The organism is Mesorhizobium sp. M7D.F.Ca.US.004.01.2.1 (assembly GCF_003997785.1).
GTDB classification, from domain to species: Bacteria; Pseudomonadota; Alphaproteobacteria; order Rhizobiales; family Rhizobiaceae; genus Mesorhizobium; species Mesorhizobium loti.
This window is the reverse complement of sequence record NZ_RZRQ01000129.1, coordinates 1-15,983: the sequence shown is the minus strand read 5'-3', so window position 1 is coordinate 15,983 and position 15,983 is coordinate 1. Positions and strand designations below refer to the sequence as shown.

The window sequence follows — 15,983 nt, the reverse complement described above, 5'->3', positions numbered from 1 at the left end:
GCCTCGGCATCATCGTCAACATCCAGGCCAATGGCGCCACCCACTACTGGAACCCCGACCGCCTGGTCTCCAGCACCGCCGCACCCGCTTTCGATCTCTATCGTGGGCTGGTCGGCGAGCTTGCCGGCAGGCTGGAGCGCTTCCAGCCTGGCAGGGTGGCGCTCGAGCCCGTCAACGAGCCGGCGCAGTCCTGCGCGTCGAACGTCTGGTCGCAGATCCAGCTTTCACTCCTGACCGCCGCAAGGGCGTCGGCAGCGACCCTGCCGCTGGTCGTCACCGGAGGTTGCGGCTCGATGGTGAGCGGACTGACCGCGCTCGATCCGGCGCCGCTGGCGCGGTTCGAGCCGATCCTGTTCACCTTCCACTTCTACGAGCCCTATCTGTTCAGCCATCAGGGCGCACCCTGGATGCGCGAGCCGGTCTACCGGTCGCTCAACAATGTGCCGTGGCCGGCATCCGCCGGCTCGTTGGAACAGACGCTGGCCTCGGTCAGGGCACGTATGGCGCAGGACACCGAAACCCCTGAAGAGGCCAAGCAGGCCGCCTATGCCGAAACCGAGCGCGTGCTGAAGGTCTATTTCGACGCCCGGCCCGACCGCTGGTTTGTCGACAAATATCTTGGCGAGGCTCGCGCCTGGGCCGACGGCCACGGCCTTGCGCCGGAACGGATCATCATGGGCGAGTTCGGCGCGCTGCGCACCGACGCCCGCTATGTCGCCGCGCCCAATCCGGATCGCGCGCGCTACATCGCCGATGTCAGGCAGAGCGCCGAGTCGTTCGGCTTCCCCTGGGCCTTCTGGAATCTCTTCGACGGCATGGGCATGATGGACGACAGCACGCGGGCGCTGGACCCGGCAATGGTTGAGGCGCTTGGGCTGATTATGCCGGAATAGGCACCCGCCATCCCCGGCATCCGCCGTAGAGCGCTACGTTTGCGCCGGCTGCTCCCTTTGCCGCACCACCGCTCGCGCCGGCCGGTAAAGCACCAGAACCAGCACCACGAATTTGGTCAGCAGCGTCGTCTTCGACGCGACGCTTTCCGAGGTGTTGATCAGGATGATCCAGCCCAGCATCGGCAGCCAGATGCCGGCATGGCAGCGACGCGCCACCTCAAACAGGAACAGCACGAAGCCAAACGTCAGCAAAAGGGTGAAGAAGGCGCCCTGATAGACGATCGTGCGGATGATCGGGTTCTCGATGCCCTGTTCGAGACCGTTGATGCGGCGCAGGCTGTCGACCAGGTCGACATCCGGCCCAACGATCAGATCGCGCCATTCCAGATACTTGAAGAGCTCGAACATCTCGACGCGGGCATTGGCGCTGCCGCTGTCCGACACGAAGCGCTCCAGCAGCGCGTCGAAGAAGCCATAATATGCCGCCACGACGATGACGACCGGCAGCAGCGCGGCAAGCATGAAGCCGAGTGCCGCACCCAGCAGGTTGACGCGGCCCCGGCGCAATTTGATGATGCCCTGAAAAAGCAGATAGCAGCCGCCGAGCACCACCGTCGTCACCATCGCCGTGCGGCCGCCGAAGGCGACGAGTGCCGCGCATTGCAGGCTGATCAGCCCTATCCGCACAGGCATCGACAGGGATCTGGCACCCGAGAGCAGCGCAAGCACGTAGATCGCTGTCGCCATGGCATTGGCAAGCGGATGCCCCTGCAGCGCGCTCGAGCGCAGATCGGTGGTAAACGCCACGCCGTCGAGGCGATAGGGGAAAATAAGCGTCTTGGTGGCGAACTCGAAAAGCGCAAGCAACGCATTCGCCGTCATGACCACGTGAATGACGGTCTGCAGCCCGGCGAATGTCCGTTCGTCGTCCTCGCTGAGCATCAGCACCAGAAGTGCCGCCGCCACGAACGTATCGATCATGCCGGCCATGCCGGGACGCTGCCTGGCGATGACGACGAACAGCAGCACGATCGAGATGGCGGCCATCAGCGCGCTGGCCGGCCGCCTGTCGGCGACATGCACGAGATAGCCCGGATTGCCGAAGGTGCAGGAGCGCCAGGCAAGCAGCAGCACGATGAGATAGGTGGACGGGTGGATCTTGGTCGCCGGGTTGCCGAACAGGCCGTCGTAATTGTAGCCCACCAGCCACAGCATGCCGCCCGAGACGCTGAACAGCACCGCCACCGCCGCGATCAGTCCGAAGCGCGTCAGCGCGTCGACCGACGTGCCGGCGCGGGGCGCGGCAGCACCGTAGTTCGAGGCGCTTCCGCTCCAGCTGGCGGCCATGTCAGGCCGCCTCGTCGACCAGCAAGGCGCCTGTCGGCAGCCGCCCCATGACGGAGACGGCCTGCGAGGTCGCGGTGACGTCGCGCATCGGCGTGGCGTTCAGCGTGGCGACGAGCAGGATCTCGTCGACCATCGCAACCAGCGGCGAGGCATTGAGATTGTCGGCCAGCGCGCCGCCGTCGATGACGACAAGCTCGAAGCTCCGGCTGGCCTGGGCCAGCATGTGCTGCGCGAAGTAGATGCCATGCGCTTCCTGGAAGACCGCCTTTGAGCGGCCCCTGCCCAGCAGCGCGACGTTGCTGCCGGCCGCGTAGTGGCTGACGGCTTCAAACGCGTATTCGCCGCGCAGCACGTCGAGGATTCCCGGCTGCGCCTCCTTCTGGCCGCCACCGCTGGCATTGGCATCGATGAACAGCACACGGCTGCCCCTGGATGCCGCGGTATTGGCCAGCAGCCGCGCCACCCGGCTGCGCTGCGCGCCCTCGCCCGGCGACGATGTCACCAGGATGGATGGCACCAGCGGCCAGTCCGGCGGCCGCTGGCCCGAACTGAACATGCGCCTCAGCGCAAGGCCGACGACGGCGTCCGTCTTCTGGCTGGCCGCGGCGGCCGCACTCCCGCCGAAAGGCCACCAGCGCCGGCCAGTGCCTGACTTTGCCGGCACCACGCCCAGCACCGGCGCCTCGATGGCCGACTGCATCTGGGCGCTTGAAAGCACCGTCGGCGAGGCATATTCGGCGATCAGCGCCAGGCCGGTGCCGAGCCCCAGCCCGCCGAAGATCGCGCCGACGAGCAGCAGCGACAAAGGCGGCCAGCTCTTCTTCAGGGCCGGCATGGCGTTGGAGATGATGCGCGCATTGGTGCTGTCGACATTGATCTGCTCGCGCGTCTCCTGGGCGCGCTGGAGATAGTTCGCGTAGACGGAGCGCAGCGCCTCGAGGTCGCGCTGCAATTCGCGCAGCCGCACCGAGGCCTGGTCGGTGTCGAGCGACTTGCTCTTCATGCCCGCGACCTTGGCTTCCAGCGCCTGCTGGTTGGCGAGCGCCCGTTCATAGTCGGTCTCGGTGGCGGTGGCGATGCGGCCGAGTTCGCGCGCGATGAGCTGGCGCGTGTCGCGCAGCTGCTGCTGGGCTGCGATCAGCGAGGGATGACGCGGCCCCAGCTCCGTGCCGAGCTGCGAGACCTGGTCGACCAGCGTCGCCTCTTGTGCCCGCAGGCTCGAGATTACCGCCGAGCGCATCGCTTCCGAGGTTGCGTCCGCCGTGCCGCTCTGCCGGCGCATCTGGTCGACCTGCGCCTTCAGCGCCGCGGTGCGGCTCTGCGCCGCTGAAAGCTGCGTGTTGATCTCGGTCAGTTCCTGGTCGCTGACCAGATTGCCTGCCGCCATCACCATATTGTTGGCCGACTTGTAGGCCTCGACGGCATTCTCGGCTTGCTGGACGCGTTTGCGCTGTTCGTCCAGCCGCGCGGTGATGGACTCGGAAGCGTCCTTGGCCATTTGCGCCCGCGCGCTGGCCTGGTCGACCAGATAGGCCTGGGCGATCGCATTGGCCAGAAGGGCGGCCTTGTCGGCGCTCTTGGCGGTGACGATGACGTCGAGGACCAGGACCTTGTCGGCCCGCTTCACCGCCAGGCGTCGGCGCAGCGCGTCGAGGGTCTGCGCCGACCTGTCGCCTTCGGCCGATGCCGAACCGAGCAGGCGCGACAGCAAGCCCTGCCCGTTGAATTCCGGATCCTGCGTCAGGTTGGTCGCTGCGATCGCCCGCATCAGAACGCCTGTCGACTGGACCACGCTGACCTGGCTCTCGACCTGCGTGATGCCGCCGTCGGGCGAGATCCGGCTGGGATTGACGTCGTTGGTGACCACTTGCAGGTCCTGCGGATCGATGAGGATTTCCGCCGCCGAGCTGTAGAGCGCAGGCGTGAAAAGACCGTAGAGCAAGGTGACCAGCGTCAGCAGCGCGACGGTGCCGAAGATCCAGAACCGGCGGCGCACCAGAATGCGCTTCAGATCGCCCAGTTCGACAGTCGAAGCCGCGTATGATCCCGCTTGTCCCGCATCTGGAGCGTGTTGCTGAGGAACCATGGGCAGAGATGATTGCATGGCTGCCTCCGACAATACTCCATATGCCGGCAAGATCAGATTGCGGCACTAACCTAGCTATTCCTTCAACTGTTAAAAGATTGTTAATTATGTTGAGAGGTCACGTGAATTTTGGCACGCAGTTTGCTTAAAAATATACATACCGAGGTGCTCAGTGCGCAGCGAGCGGAGATGTATGCGGATGGGGCTACAATTTGACCGGACCGGCAAGGCCGGACACCGCCTTTTCGGGTCCCCAACATGCGGATAAGCCTGCGCCTGGACGGCGATTGCGTGCGCGCCTTCCATGTCGCGCTGCTGGAACGCCTTGCCGCACTTGGCGATGTCGTGCCGTCCGTCGATATCAGGCCGGCGGACGGCGGCATCCCGCGCAGCGCCGCGGCCCTGTTTCAACTCGAAACGACGATACACGGCCTGTCCCATGATGGGCTGGGCAAGCGTGTGCCGCTTTCGACGCTCGCCCCCTACCGGACGCAGTCCTCTGCTTCGCCTGACCTGGTGATCGACCTCTGCGGCGATGTCATGCTGGAAGGCATGCGGGTCTGGCGCGTCACCTACGATGGCGCCAGCGGCGAAGCGGCCTTGCTGGCCCTGATCCTTGCCAGCCGCACACCGCTTGCCCGCATCGAGGAGAACGGTGTTGCGATTGCCGCCGGGCGCCTGGGAACCGAATATGGCGGCATCGCGCTCGCATCCTTCCAGGACATGCTGGCGCGCACGGCAAGCCTGATCATAGCTGCCCTGTCAGGCGCGGCAAAGTCCGTGCCCGACCTGCCCGAGCCGCCGCAGGCAGGTAGCCCGCCGCCGATGCCTTCGGCCGGCAAGCTTGGCGTCAGAGCCGGCAAGGCGCTGGCGCGGCGGATCGTCCAGAAGATCTACCATCTTTGCTACAACGCGCCGCACTGGAAGGTCGGCTGGCGGCAGACCAAGGGTCGCGATTTGTTCGACCTGCGCGCGCATCCGGCATCGGGTTGGCAAGAGCTGCCGGACGACGGCAGCCGCTTTTATGCCGACCCGTTCCCGATCGTTCACCAAGGCCAGCTAACCCTGTTCGTCGAGGACTATATCCATCGGCTGGGCCGGGCCATCATCTCCGCCGTGCCCTTCGGCCCGGCCGGCCCGCTCGGCCGCCCTGAGCCGGTGCTCGACCTGCCCTACCATCTCTCCTACCCCTTCGTCTTCGAGCGCGACGGCGAGGTCTGGATGGTGCCAGAAAGCTGCGCCAACGGCACGGTCGATCTCTACCGGGCCACCGCCTTTCCCGGCGGATGGGTCAAGGAGGCGACGCTTCTGTCCGGCATCATCGCCAGCGACGCCACCCTGGTCGAGCACGGCGGCGCCTGGTGGCTGTTCGCCACTGTCCGGGATGGTGGAGGCACCATCCGTGATGGTGGAGGCACCATCCGCGATGGCGGCGGCGCCTTCTCCGACGCGCTGCATCTGTGGTCGGCGCCGGATTTTCGCGGCCCCTGGACACCGCATCCGAACAATCCCGTGCTGATCGACATCGCCTCGGCGCGGCCGGCCGGGCGCATGGTCAAGCGCGGCAACGACTTGCTGCGCCCGGTTCAGGACTGCCGCAGGAGCTATGGCGCGGCTCTCGGCATCGCACGCATTTCTCACCTTGATTTGATCGGCATGGAGCAAGTCGTTGAAACCATCTTAAATCCAGGTGCGCTATGGAATGGGCGCAAACTTCACACGCTCAACGAGGCAGGCGGTTTTGAGTTCATCGATGGCTCGGCGATCGCACCGCGCTGGAAACGACGGGGTCCGCGATTAACCTAAACATTGGTTACTACCAGATACATGCTCCGGTTGCTTGAGGTTGAATTAGGTCCGGGAGATATCTTCCACCGTAGTTGCACTCGGGAGTTGCTACCAGAAAGGGCAGCGAAATGAGTACCGCAGAGGCTGGCCAAACCGAAGTCGAAGTGGCGATCGTCGGCGCCGGAATGGCCGGCACCACCTTGGCAACGGTGTTGGGACAAGCTGGGCGCAAGGTGGCGCTGATCGATCCGCACCGCGTCCACCACGACGAGTTCCGGGCCGAGAAGATCGGCATGGATCAGATGCTGCTGTTCGAAAAGCTCGGCCTCGATGCGACGGTCAAGCGTCTCGTCACCTCAACAACCGATACCCATGTCTTCCGCCTCGGCCAGCTGTTCGCGCATGAGAAGAAGTCGGAATTCACATTTTCCTATGGCGCGCTGATCAATGGCCTGCGCGACGCCTTGCCGCCGCAAGTGCCGCTGACGGTCGGCAAGGTAACCGAGATCTCGACCGGACCGGACCGGCAGCGGCTTGTGCTGGCCGACGGCTCCGTCATCAGTGCCCGCCTGCTGGTGGTGGCCACCGGCCACGGCGAAGCGGTGCGGCGCGCCGTCGGGGTCGAGCGTGTGGAGCAATCGAAGGCGCATTCGCTGTCGATGGGATTCGATCTCGCCATCTCGCCGCGTGAATTCGCCTATCAGTCCGCTACTTGCTACGGCAGGCGGGCCGCCGACCGTGTCGCCTACATCAGCATCTTTCCTCTCGGCAACAAGATGCGGGCGAACATGTTCGTCTATCGCACCGTGGCCGAACCGTGGACGAGGGCGTTTCGCCAGGATCCGCAGAAGATGCTTTGCGAGCTGATGCCCGAGATAGCAGCGCTATGCGGCAACTTCGAAGTCGCAAGTCCCGTCGAGGTCAGGCAGGTCAGCCTGAATACGACGCAAGGCCATCGCCGCGACGGGGTCGTCTTCATCGGCGACGCTTTCTGCACGACGTGTCCAACGCCGGGCGTCGGCATCGGGCGGGTGATGACCGATGTCGACCAGCTCCATTCGGTTCACATTCCGCGCTGGCTGGAAACACCAGGCATGGCGGCTGACAAGATCAATGCCTTCTATGACGACCCGGTCAAGGTGGCTACCGATGAGGACGGTATGCGTGTGAGCTACTATGCCAAGTCGATCACTATCGAAACCGGGCTGGAATGGCGCGTACGGCGCCTGCGCAACAACACGGCGCGCCGGCTGATGATCATTGGCCGCAAGATGCGGCATCTGGGACAACGGCAGGCGCCCGTGGCCAACATGCAATAGGGCGCGATCAGCCAATCGCGCCCTATTGATTGCCCTTATGAGGCGAATGCGTCAGACGCCAACCGCTCAGGCGGGCGGCGGCGGAGGTGTCGAGGGAGCAGTCTGGGCCGTGACGCCCGAAAGCCTGTCGCGCTTCTGCAAAGTTGGCTTCTCGTATTTCTTCACCGCAAAGTCCCCTCCACATTGGATACGGCGCCAGCAGAACCAATTCCCTGCCTCGTGTCAATTGTGCCGTTACTGGTTCTTACACCGTTTCTGCAGCACCTCGGTCAAACGATTCTGCACTGTTGCATCGCTGGCACATGTGACGGCTCCGTTGGAGCACCCTCACCCCAGCGTCAGCCCGGCCTTCCTCGCCTCCTTGCGCAGGAACGGCAGACCGACCTCGATGACATCGTCCGGATTGTCGGCCACCGGCCGCCACACGGCCAGCCCGCCGGCAATGTCGACATCGACATGGTTCATGCTTTCCAGCGTGATGGCTCCGCTGTAGCGGATGTCCGATATCGCCTTCATGCAGGCCGCCCAGTTGAGCATGCCGCGCCCCGGCACGCCGCGATTGGCTTCGGAGACATGGACGTAGCCGAGATAGGGTGCGGCGGCGCGGAAGCCGGCTTCAAAACTCTCCTCCTCGATATGCATGTGGTAGGTGTCGAGATGGATGAAGATGTTGTCGGCGCCGACGCGCTCGATGATCCGCGTCGCGTCGATGCCACGGTTGATCAGATGCGTCTCGTAGCGGTTGCAGGGCTCTATGCCGAGCTTCAGCCCATGCGCCTTGGCCGCCTTGGCCGCGCGGACCAGGAACCTGCACATGCCGTCCATTTCCTCAGCCATCGGCGCACGTCCGGAAGTCTTGCCGATCGTGCCATAGGTGACGCCGCCGAGCGCCTCGCTGCCCACCGCCTCACACACGCCGAAGGCCGGCTCGAGGAAAGCCAGCGCCTCGTCCGGCCGCGCCACCACGTCGAGTGAAGCAGGCAGGCCAAGCGACGGAATAAGCGCGACATTCCAACGTTCGGCAAAGGCGTGCGTGCGCAGAGTGTCGATCTCCTCGGGGCGCAGCAGCGGGATTTCGAGCAGGCCGATGCCCAGTACCTTCAACCGCTCCATCTGCGGCTCGATCAGGTCGAGGTCCCAGACCGGGGCAATGGCGAATGTGTGCAATCCAAAAACATTCATCAGCTGTAGCCTCTCCGTTCATGCGCCGGAAACGCGAGGCCGGAAGCCAGAGTAAATCGATTTATCTTCAGGACGAACTGGGTCATTCGTTTTCCTCCATTTGATGTCACGTGCCGCGAGCCGTCCCGGAATGCGGGCCGTTGCCTGGCGGGCCAACGGATTCCCGCATCAGAACCTTGCAAGGCTCGAGCCGCGCGATCGGCGGCCCCTCCCCGCCTTCGATCCTGGCAAACAAGGCCTCCATGGCGTGGCCGGCGATCTGGCGCACCGGCTGCACCACGGCGGCGATGGCCGGCCATGTCACCTGCATCCATTCGGCATCGTCGAAGCCGACCAGCGAAATGTCGTTGGGGCAGTGCCAGCCGCGTCGGCGGAACTCCGAGAGCGCCACCAGCGTACCCTTGAGGAACAGCGAATAGACCGCCGTCGGCCGCTCTCCCTTCGCAAAATAGTCGCGCAGCTGCGCCCTGAGCGGCTCGACATCGGTTTCGGCGAGCACGACGTCGATGCGAACACCCGGCGCCAGCTTGAGCGCGGTGGCGCGAAATCCATCGAGGCGGGCGCGCACGGTGGCCGCCTGCTCGCCAAGGCCGATGACCAGGATGTGGCGGTGGCCGTTGCCGAGCAGTTCGCGCGCCACTTCGGCGCTTGCGGCAGCACTGTCGGCCGACACCGTGTCGAAGGCGTCGTCGGACAGCACGCGGTCGATCAGCACGCCGGTCATGCCGTTGGCCTTCATGAATGCGGCCGCCGGTCCATGCTCGTTGCGCACCGGTGCCAGCACCACGCCGGCCACCCGCCAGTCATGCATGCGGGCGAGGATCTCCGTTTCGCGCGCTTCGGATTCGCGGCTCGACGCCGCCACCAGCGTGTAGCCGCGCTGCTCGGCCAGGCTCTCGAGCTGGGTGACCATCTGGCCGAAGAACTCGCTTTCGAACTCGGGCATGATGGCGCCGATGATGCGGCGCTTGGCCCTGCGCATGTCGGAAGCCAGCGGATCGACGCGGTAGCCCAACAGCTCGACGGCATCGAAGACGCGCTGCGCATTTTCGGACTTCACCGTGGTGACGCCCGCCATGACCTTGGAGACGGTGGCGGCGGACACGCCAGCATGGCTTGCCACATCATGGATTGAGGCACGCCGCTGCTGGCCTTGCCGATGCGCCATTGGTCCTCCTCCCGAGGTGCGGACATCAGCATTTCTCGTCCGCTGGAGAAATGGGTAAATCGATTTTTCGTGGTTGTAAATCGTTTAATCGAAGGTAATTTACCTCCCAGAAAACGCGATCCGGATCGCGCCGGGAGGAATCATCATGTCAGACAATGCCTTGCCGCTGGTCATCAGCGCACCGGAACCACGCACGCTCGACCTCATCTTCACCCAGCCGCAGCTGGCGCGCCTCAGGTCGAAATACCGCATCGTCGAGACCACCGCCGACGGCGTGGCGAAGCTGCCGGCCGATGTGCTGGCACAAGCCCGCTACATTGTCGGCCAGCCGCCGATCTCACCCGACACGCTCGACCGGATGAAGGCGCTGCGCTGCGTCTTCAATGTCGAGACCAACCTCATCAACAACATGCCCTACGAGACGCTGTTTCAACGCGGCATCCATGTCGTCACCACCGGCCTGGTGTTCGCCGAGCCGGTGGCCGAGCTTGGCCTTGCCATGGCGCTCAACCTCGCCCGCAACATCGTCGATGCCGACCTCGCCTTCCGGAATGGCAAGGAGCTGTGGGGCGGCGACGGCAATTTGACGGCGCGGCTCTTGTCGGGCGCCGATGTCGGCATCATCGGCTTCGGCGATCTCGGCCGCGCGCTGAACCGGCTGCTGTCGGGCTTCCGCACCCGCACCAAAGTCTTCGATCCCTGGCTGCCGCCGTCGATCCTCATCGACAATGGCGTCGAGCCGGCCTCGCTCGACGCGGTGCTGTCGACCAGCGACTTCGTCTTCGTCGTCGCCTCGGTGACCTCAGAGAACCAGGGCTTTCTCGGCGCGGATGCCTTCGCCAGCATGCGCAAGGGTGCCGCCTTTATCCTGCTCAGCCGCGCCGGCGTGGTGGACTTCCCCGCGCTGATGGCGGCGGTGGAGAGCGGCCACATCGTCGCCGCCAGCGACGTCTTCCCGGAGGAGCCGCTGGCGTCAGACCACCCCGTGCGCGCCCTGCCCGGCTTCCTGCGCTCGGCCCATCGCGCCGGCGCGCTCGACATCGCTTTCAAGCGCATGGGCGACATGGTGCTGGAGGACATGGACCTGATCGACCGCGGCCTGCCGCCGCTGCGCTCCAAGCGCGCCGAACGCGAGACGGTTTCGCGCATGCGCTCAAAACCCGCCGACAGGAACTGAGGCAGGTTTCGTCGCTGGCCGGCCTTGGCCGCTTCAGCTTGACAGAGCGCGGCCGGCGACGACGCTGCCGCAATCGAACTCTACTAAGAGGCAAACCATGAAGAAGACCTATGAAAAGCCGGTGCTGGTCAAACGGCAGAAACTGTCGGCCTTGACGGCGCAGGCAATCCCGTCATCGGACCCGATCGGCCCGTCAGGCTGACGCCGCCACAGGGCATTCCCGCGATGTACTTCAGCACCGTCCGGAACCTTTGCGCGGCCTTTGCGTTCTTCCCCCGGATCGTCTCCCATTCGATCCGGAACACCTCCAATCAAATGCCCCGTCAGGCTCCGGCCGGCGGGGTTTCTTTTATCCCCATGGAACGCACTGGTTTCCGGTTTGGCGGAACAATTGTCCCGCCGTGAAGTTTTGAAAATAGACCTGGCGGTGGGACGCCCGGTCTACTCCGGGAGACCTGTCACGATTTGCGTCGGTGGCGGGTTTTCTGCGCGCAGAGGGCGCCGCGCAGGAACACGCAGCACCTGGTTGCGCCTCATGCGTCCGAAGGGTCGCTCTTCGCGGCGTCGACATCCCGGCCAGTCCGAAAGATCCGCCTGAGGATGTCGCGCGCGATCTCTGCCCGGTGCTTGTCCTGGCCTCGCAACTCGACGCCGCCGAGCCTTGCCGGCGCTCCACCCGTATGGTCCCACACCATCCAGCTGCCGGGCGCTTCCTGCAGGCACTCAAATCTGTCTTTTGGCATTAGGCGATTTCGTCTCTCGGCATCAAGCGTCCCATTCGCAAGGCCCGCCAATAAAGGCACCGCTATCGATGGCCGACGCGGGGGTTAGGTTGGGCGGGGGGCCGGGTCCCGCGTCGGCCAAGGCGGCATCTAAGGTCCGCCGCGTTGCAAAGCTACCCAGTTACCGCCAGGCGAACAATTAAGCGAATTGCTTGGTACGCTTCCGGACAGTTCGCGGGACTCGCTAACCAATGGTCGGAAGCATACCGTGCGCTTGTCGCTGGCCGTTGAATGGGCGTTGGCGCTTGAAAGAGCAGATCGCGCTTTCGCCCCAACGATGGGAGAAGCGCGATGATCTTCAACGGGTCGGCGGATTCAGATCAGCTTTCGATCCTGGGTAAAGTGCTCGATGACTATTGCCGCCAGGCCGGCATTGCCGCGGGCCACCCGGCCAGGGAACGTCTCGGGTGCCGTGCCATGGAGCTTTTTCAAGGCGGCATGGACATGCCCGCGGAACTGCTTGCCGCTATGCGCTTCAGCTACGACGAATGGCTCGGCGAGGTCGATCCCCAAACCTCATCGGTACAGAGGCCTGCCTTGTGGGCGGTCGAGGTAGCACTCACGGAACCAACCCCTGCCGGGACAGTTGGTTCGGGTGGCGGCGGAGCATCGCGTTTCCCTCAAGCGAATGCGGTGGAGCACTCCGCCAATTCGTCACCACGCCCCCTCCAGGGAAAAGATTCCGAATAGCAACCCGGCACGGAATGACTCGCTATCGGATTGTCGAAAGCGTACACTTCCCCGTCGCTGGCCACTTTAACGGGCGCTGGCGCTTGAGAGTGCCGATCGTACTCCCGCCCCTGCGGGAGCTGCATATTGAACTACGAAATCCCAAAATCGACTGTCGCTGGCCAGGCACTGGCTTTGGACAACCAGTTCCGAAATGAACTGTTGCGAAGGATGACCGCCGAGGACCTTGCGCTGCTCGAACCGGATTTGCACCGGGTAGCCCTGCCGCTGAGAATGCCCCTCGTGACGCCCGACGTGCCGATTGAAGCCGTTTACTTCATCGAGCACGGAATCGCGTCGGTCGTCGCGCGCACGCCCAGTGGACACGAGGCCGAGATCGGCTTCATCGGCAATGAAGGGATGGCCGGATATTCGCTGGTGATGGGCGACGACCGCGCACCGCAAGCCTGCTTCGTGCAACTCGAAGGCGAAGCGATGCGCATGGACGCAGGCAGCTTCAATGCGGCTTTGACGACCAGTCCCACCTTGCGCTTGTTCCTGTTGCGCTTCGTCAATTCTCTGCAGATCCAGACCGGATGTACCGCGCTTGTCAACGCGCGGCTGCGGTTGGCGAGCCGTCTGGCCCGGTGGTTGCTGATGTGCGACGACCGCGTGGTGGGAGTACGATTTTCCATTACCCACGAGTTTCTCGCCACGATGCTGGGCGTCAGACGGCCAGGCGTCACCATCGCCCTTCAAGAATTGGAAGGCCTTGCTCTGATCCGGTCGCGCCGGGGTGAGGTCATCATACTGGACCGCCCTGGACTGATTGCGCTGGCCAATGGTGGATATGGGGAGCCAGAAGCTGAATATAGCAGGCTTTTGGGAGAGACCGGCTCGGGGGATTGATGACCGGGCACGGCGCCTGTTGCCTCCGGTCGGCTCAACATTGTCGGTTCTGTACCAATACTCGATGGAGAAATGTCGGAATCGTACTGTTATCCGCAAGTAAATTGCAAAGTGAGAATAATTGAATATTATTCCCCCAATGCGTCATAGTTAATAGACGGAACCTTGTTTAGGTGGTTAAGTAAATCTGTCATCAGCTGTGGCACGGGCGCTGGTGCTTGAGAGAGATTACCGTTCTCCCGCCCCAGCGGGAGCTATGCGATGACAGTCAGCCAGCCAAATATGTTTTCCGGAATTCCCATCGAAAGAAGTGACGGCACCATCTCCGTCCTTTGCACACTTCCTCAAATGGCCGACGCTTTGGCGGATGGCTGGCCATCCGATGGGCCAATGTTTCTGGCTGCGCTTGCTGCCCTGGTGGGGGAAAGAGTGGGATGTTGCAGCACAAGGGACGTCCATCGAGCCTTCATTGCGGCAGCGGTTGAAGCCGATTGTCTCCCCGACAGCTACATGAAGAAGTAAGCGCGAAAATGCCTCTCACCTTGCGGACGACACTTTGCGAAACGAGAGATGCGTTGCATGTGCTGCGAAGGGCTTTGTCTGTTCGCGGCCATATCGAAGCAATGGAAGAGATCGATTCCCTTATAGGTGTCGCAGAACAAAAGGCAGTCCACGCGATCGGCGACATTGACCGGGCCGAGTTTCGAAAACCCATTCTCGTGGTGGTGGCGAACCCCGCAATGTCCGAAGATATCCTGATTCCAGTCGCGCTGCCCACCAGGCTCGGTGAGCTTCGTGAACAAGGCATGGGCCTCAGTGCATATTGCGGCAATGCGCGCTGCGGTCATTTGCGTTCGCTGGATCTCGATGGCCTGATCGAGATCTACGGCACCCACTATGATTTCATCACCGAAAAGCGGTTGGCATCGAAGCTGGTGTGCAAACGATGCCAAAATGTTGGGGGGAGGCTTGTCGTGGTCTCCGATAAACGGCCCCGGTATTGAATACCCGGGGGCGGAACGAATCCCTCCGTCGCCCGGTGGAGACAAGCGAGCAATCGCGGAACCATCCTCTGCCGAGACAGTTGGTTCGCGTGGCGACGGAGCATCGCGCTTCCCTCAAGCAAATGTAGCGGATCCCTCCGCTAATTCGTCGCCACACCCTCCAGAGAAAGCATCCATAGGGGCTTTGAGCGTTAAAGCCTCGGCCAGCAATTCGACAGGAGCCGCGAGGCCCTTGAGAGTGGCGTACAGACCCAGCGTCACCATCGCCAGGTGACCCTCGGCTTTGTCGTGAACCAGGTCTGCGGCGTGCGCCAAGTCTGCGGCGTGCGCCAAGTCTGCGGCGTGCACTAGGTCGATGGGGACTGGCGGCCTCACTTGCGGATGATCCATTCGATGACGCCGGCGCCGACGTCGAGATTGCCCGTGAGTTCGCTCGTCATCGCCGTGGCATGTTCCGCCCATTTCGCTTCAGGCAGCCGCAACTCGGCAATGGAAGCCTTGAAGGCATCCCTCAAAATGTGGGAATCGAGAACGGATATCACGCCGCTGGGGCCTTGGTCGTCTTCCATCCGATGTCTCCTGGCGGGGCGGGAGTACATCACACCTTCAAGCATCAGCGCCCGTTTCGTGGCCGGTGACCCCTCGCACATGGCGGCTTTGCGCACGCTCTCAACAACAAATGAGATCGGAGCGGGATGATGTTTTTTCCGTACCGAGGCGCTGTGGGTCGGAACGTTTTCTCCCGGCCAGCATTTTGGGTGCCATCGAAAGACAGGAGAGACTTCCTTGACCAGACTGCCTCAGGACAAAGACCGGATTGAACGTGCCACCCGCGAGGCTCAATCCATCATCGCCATCGAACGTCAGGCGCGTGAGGCAAAGACGGCCCGGCTGCGAGAACTGCGGCTTTCCTCAGAGGCGCCAATCTCGACAGGGACCGCCATGACAAAGCGCAAGCCTGGCGCCCGAAAAGCGACACGCAAGACTATCGAGTTGGAGTGACGCTCCCAACGCACCGCATCCGACAAGCATCTCGCGCCTATTTGCGCACGATCCAAACTATGCGCCGCCGCTAGTAGCAGCACAACCAAGGCAAATGTAACATTAGCTACACGTAATTGTGGCACGTTTGATGCATCGAAGAACTCGATGGGGTAACGGGAGCAGAGGCGATGTATAGGAATGATGAAAAACTGTGCAATTGGGCGAGCGCACGAGGCATTATGATCTACCGACGCTCAAAGACCGTATGGATTGCAGCGGGAAGTTACCGGGATCGCAAATATGAGGTGAAGGGACGGACACCTGCCGTTGCGCTCGCATTGTGGAAGGAAGCCGCCAGATACAGCGGGTCGGGAATTTGAAGCCTGACATATGCCTTGAAAAGTAGCCGCCTGATCAATGCTTTTCACCGGCAGCCGCGTCGGTCATTTACGAGGCCTGTCAAAACTTCAATCGCCTGGCAAAGATTTGCCGATCGTGAAATCTGGCAGCGCCCGCCCCAGCAAGCCGGCGGAAAGTGACACCCAGAACTAGGCTCAGGACTCATTGATCAGAGCCAGAAGATTACGGCTGCAGCGATACAGATCGCGGACATGAAGGTGTGGGCGCAGCGGTCATAGCGGGTGTGGATGCGCCGCCAGTCCTTGAGCCTGCCGA

At 63.1% G+C, this 15,983-nt stretch carries 15 protein-coding genes and 1 pseudogene; 9 read left to right on the top strand and 7 right to left on the bottom strand.

What is annotated here, in order from left to right:
- Positions 1 to 893: cellulase family glycosylhydrolase (locus EN993_RS18505; RefSeq protein ID WP_127264500.1), on the top strand; the 893-nt coding region annotated here is incomplete at its 5' end.
- A gap of 33 nt (positions 894 to 926) precedes the next feature.
- On the opposite strand, the gene EN993_RS18500 is transcribed toward EN993_RS18505, so the two are convergent.
- Positions 927 to 2,240 carry a VpsF family polysaccharide biosynthesis protein gene (locus tag EN993_RS18500; RefSeq protein ID WP_127264499.1) on the bottom strand — a complete coding sequence of 438 codons (1,314 nt, stop codon included), beginning with the start codon at positions 2,238 to 2,240 and terminating at the stop codon, positions 927 to 929.
- A 1-nt stretch (position 2,241) separates the two neighbouring features.
- The gene (locus tag EN993_RS18495; protein ID WP_127264498.1) at positions 2,242 to 4,344 is read right to left on the bottom strand and encodes an exopolysaccharide transport family protein; all 2,103 of its coding nucleotides are present in this window, start codon (positions 4,342 to 4,344) and stop codon (positions 2,242 to 2,244) included.
- A 240-nt stretch (positions 4,345 to 4,584) separates the two neighbouring features.
- Here EN993_RS18495 and EN993_RS18490 point away from each other — a divergent pair, with 240 nt between their 5' ends.
- Together EN993_RS18490 and EN993_RS18485 are read left to right on the top strand one after the other, a co-directional pair.
- A complete protein-coding gene (locus EN993_RS18490; RefSeq protein WP_127264497.1) occupies positions 4,585 to 6,132 on the top strand; it encodes a formyl transferase in 1,548 nt (515 codons plus the stop codon).
- A 110-nt stretch (positions 6,133 to 6,242) separates the two neighbouring features.
- Entirely contained in the window at positions 6,243 to 7,433 is a 1,191-nt protein-coding gene (locus EN993_RS18485; protein WP_127264496.1) for an NAD(P)/FAD-dependent oxidoreductase, read from the top strand.
- A 327-nt stretch (positions 7,434 to 7,760) separates the two neighbouring features.
- On the opposite strand, the gene EN993_RS18480 is transcribed toward EN993_RS18485, so the two are convergent.
- The gene (locus EN993_RS18480; protein WP_127264495.1) at positions 7,761 to 8,615 is read right to left on the bottom strand and encodes a sugar phosphate isomerase/epimerase family protein; all 855 of its coding nucleotides are present in this window, start codon (positions 8,613 to 8,615) and stop codon (positions 7,761 to 7,763) included.
- Positions 8,616 to 8,721: 106 nt separating this feature from the next.
- Positions 8,722 to 9,783: a LacI family DNA-binding transcriptional regulator gene (locus EN993_RS18475; protein WP_127264494.1), complete on the bottom strand. Its 1,062-nt coding sequence runs from the start codon at positions 9,781 to 9,783 to the stop codon at positions 8,722 to 8,724.
- 145 nt (positions 9,784 to 9,928) lie between these two features.
- Here EN993_RS18475 and EN993_RS18470 point away from each other — a divergent pair, with 145 nt between their 5' ends.
- Entirely contained in the window at positions 9,929 to 10,960 is a 1,032-nt protein-coding gene (locus EN993_RS18470) for a hydroxyacid dehydrogenase (protein ID WP_126069856.1), read from the top strand.
- Positions 10,961 to 11,057: 97 nt separating this feature from the next.
- Positions 11,058 to 11,162, top strand: coding sequence for a putative RiPP precursor (locus EN993_RS18465; protein WP_127264493.1), 105 nt, complete (start codon positions 11,058 to 11,060; stop codon positions 11,160 to 11,162).
- A 331-nt stretch (positions 11,163 to 11,493) separates the two neighbouring features.
- On the opposite strand, the gene EN993_RS18460 is transcribed toward EN993_RS18465, so the two are convergent.
- The gene (locus tag EN993_RS18460) at positions 11,494 to 11,703 is read right to left on the bottom strand and encodes a hypothetical protein (RefSeq protein WP_109660501.1); all 210 of its coding nucleotides are present in this window, start codon (positions 11,701 to 11,703) and stop codon (positions 11,494 to 11,496) included.
- Positions 11,704 to 12,033: 330 nt separating this feature from the next.
- Here EN993_RS18460 and EN993_RS37380 point away from each other — a divergent pair, with 330 nt between their 5' ends.
- The 4 genes from EN993_RS37380 to EN993_RS18440 all read left to right on the top strand — a co-directional run bounded on the left by EN993_RS37380 (position 12,034) and on the right by EN993_RS18440 (position 14,324).
- Positions 12,034 to 12,432 (top strand): hypothetical protein, encoded by a 399-nt coding sequence (locus EN993_RS37380; protein WP_206532386.1) that lies wholly within the window; start codon positions 12,034 to 12,036, stop codon positions 12,430 to 12,432.
- 210 nt (positions 12,433 to 12,642) lie between these two features.
- Complete coding sequence (locus EN993_RS18450) at positions 12,643 to 13,320, top strand: Crp/Fnr family transcriptional regulator (RefSeq protein WP_126071149.1); 678 nt, start codon at positions 12,643 to 12,645, stop codon at positions 13,318 to 13,320.
- A 261-nt stretch (positions 13,321 to 13,581) separates the two neighbouring features.
- A complete protein-coding gene (locus tag EN993_RS18445; RefSeq protein ID WP_127264492.1) occupies positions 13,582 to 13,842 on the top strand; it encodes a DUF982 domain-containing protein in 261 nt (86 codons plus the stop codon).
- A gap of 8 nt (positions 13,843 to 13,850) precedes the next feature.
- Positions 13,851 to 14,324, top strand: coding sequence for a hypothetical protein (locus tag EN993_RS18440; protein ID WP_126069858.1), 474 nt, complete (start codon positions 13,851 to 13,853; stop codon positions 14,322 to 14,324).
- 371 nt (positions 14,325 to 14,695) lie between these two features.
- On the opposite strand, the gene EN993_RS18435 is transcribed toward EN993_RS18440, so the two are convergent.
- Both EN993_RS18435 and EN993_RS18425 read right to left on the bottom strand, forming a co-directional pair.
- On the bottom strand, positions 14,696 to 14,893 hold the full coding sequence (locus EN993_RS18435) for a hypothetical protein (RefSeq protein ID WP_127264491.1): 198 nt from the start codon (positions 14,891 to 14,893) through the stop codon (positions 14,696 to 14,698).
- Positions 14,894 to 15,876: 983 nt separating this feature from the next.
- Positions 15,877 to 15,983: pseudogene (locus EN993_RS18425) on the bottom strand (IS5/IS1182 family transposase); the annotation flags it as partial.

Excerpts from the sequence above, each read along its gene's own strand:
- EN993_RS18500 (WP_127264499.1), bottom strand. The coding sequence starts at position 2,240 with ATGGCCGCCAGCTGGAGCGGAAGCGCCTCGAACTACGGTGCTGCCGCG.
- EN993_RS18495 (WP_127264498.1), bottom strand. The coding sequence starts at position 4,344 with ATGCAATCATCTCTGCCCATGGTTCCTCAGCAACACGCTCCAGATGCG.
- EN993_RS18490 (WP_127264497.1), top strand. The coding sequence starts at position 4,585 with ATGCGGATAAGCCTGCGCCTGGACGGCGATTGCGTGCGCGCCTTCCAT.
- EN993_RS18485 (WP_127264496.1), top strand. The coding sequence starts at position 6,243 with ATGAGTACCGCAGAGGCTGGCCAAACCGAAGTCGAAGTGGCGATCGTC.
- EN993_RS18480 (WP_127264495.1), bottom strand. The coding sequence starts at position 8,615 with ATGAATGTTTTTGGATTGCACACATTCGCCATTGCCCCGGTCTGGGAC.
- EN993_RS18475 (WP_127264494.1), bottom strand. The coding sequence starts at position 9,783 with ATGGCGCATCGGCAAGGCCAGCAGCGGCGTGCCTCAATCCATGATGTG.
- EN993_RS18470 (WP_126069856.1), top strand. The coding sequence starts at position 9,929 with ATGTCAGACAATGCCTTGCCGCTGGTCATCAGCGCACCGGAACCACGC.
- EN993_RS18465 (WP_127264493.1), top strand. The coding sequence starts at position 11,058 with ATGAAGAAGACCTATGAAAAGCCGGTGCTGGTCAAACGGCAGAAACTG.
- EN993_RS18460 (WP_109660501.1), bottom strand. The coding sequence starts at position 11,703 with ATGCCAAAAGACAGATTTGAGTGCCTGCAGGAAGCGCCCGGCAGCTGG.
- EN993_RS37380 (WP_206532386.1), top strand. The coding sequence starts at position 12,034 with ATGATCTTCAACGGGTCGGCGGATTCAGATCAGCTTTCGATCCTGGGT.
- EN993_RS18450 (WP_126071149.1), top strand. The coding sequence starts at position 12,643 with ATGACCGCCGAGGACCTTGCGCTGCTCGAACCGGATTTGCACCGGGTA.
- EN993_RS18445 (WP_127264492.1), top strand. The coding sequence starts at position 13,582 with ATGACAGTCAGCCAGCCAAATATGTTTTCCGGAATTCCCATCGAAAGA.
- EN993_RS18440 (WP_126069858.1), top strand. The coding sequence starts at position 13,851 with ATGCCTCTCACCTTGCGGACGACACTTTGCGAAACGAGAGATGCGTTG.
- EN993_RS18435 (WP_127264491.1), bottom strand. The coding sequence starts at position 14,893 with ATGGAAGACGACCAAGGCCCCAGCGGCGTGATATCCGTTCTCGATTCC.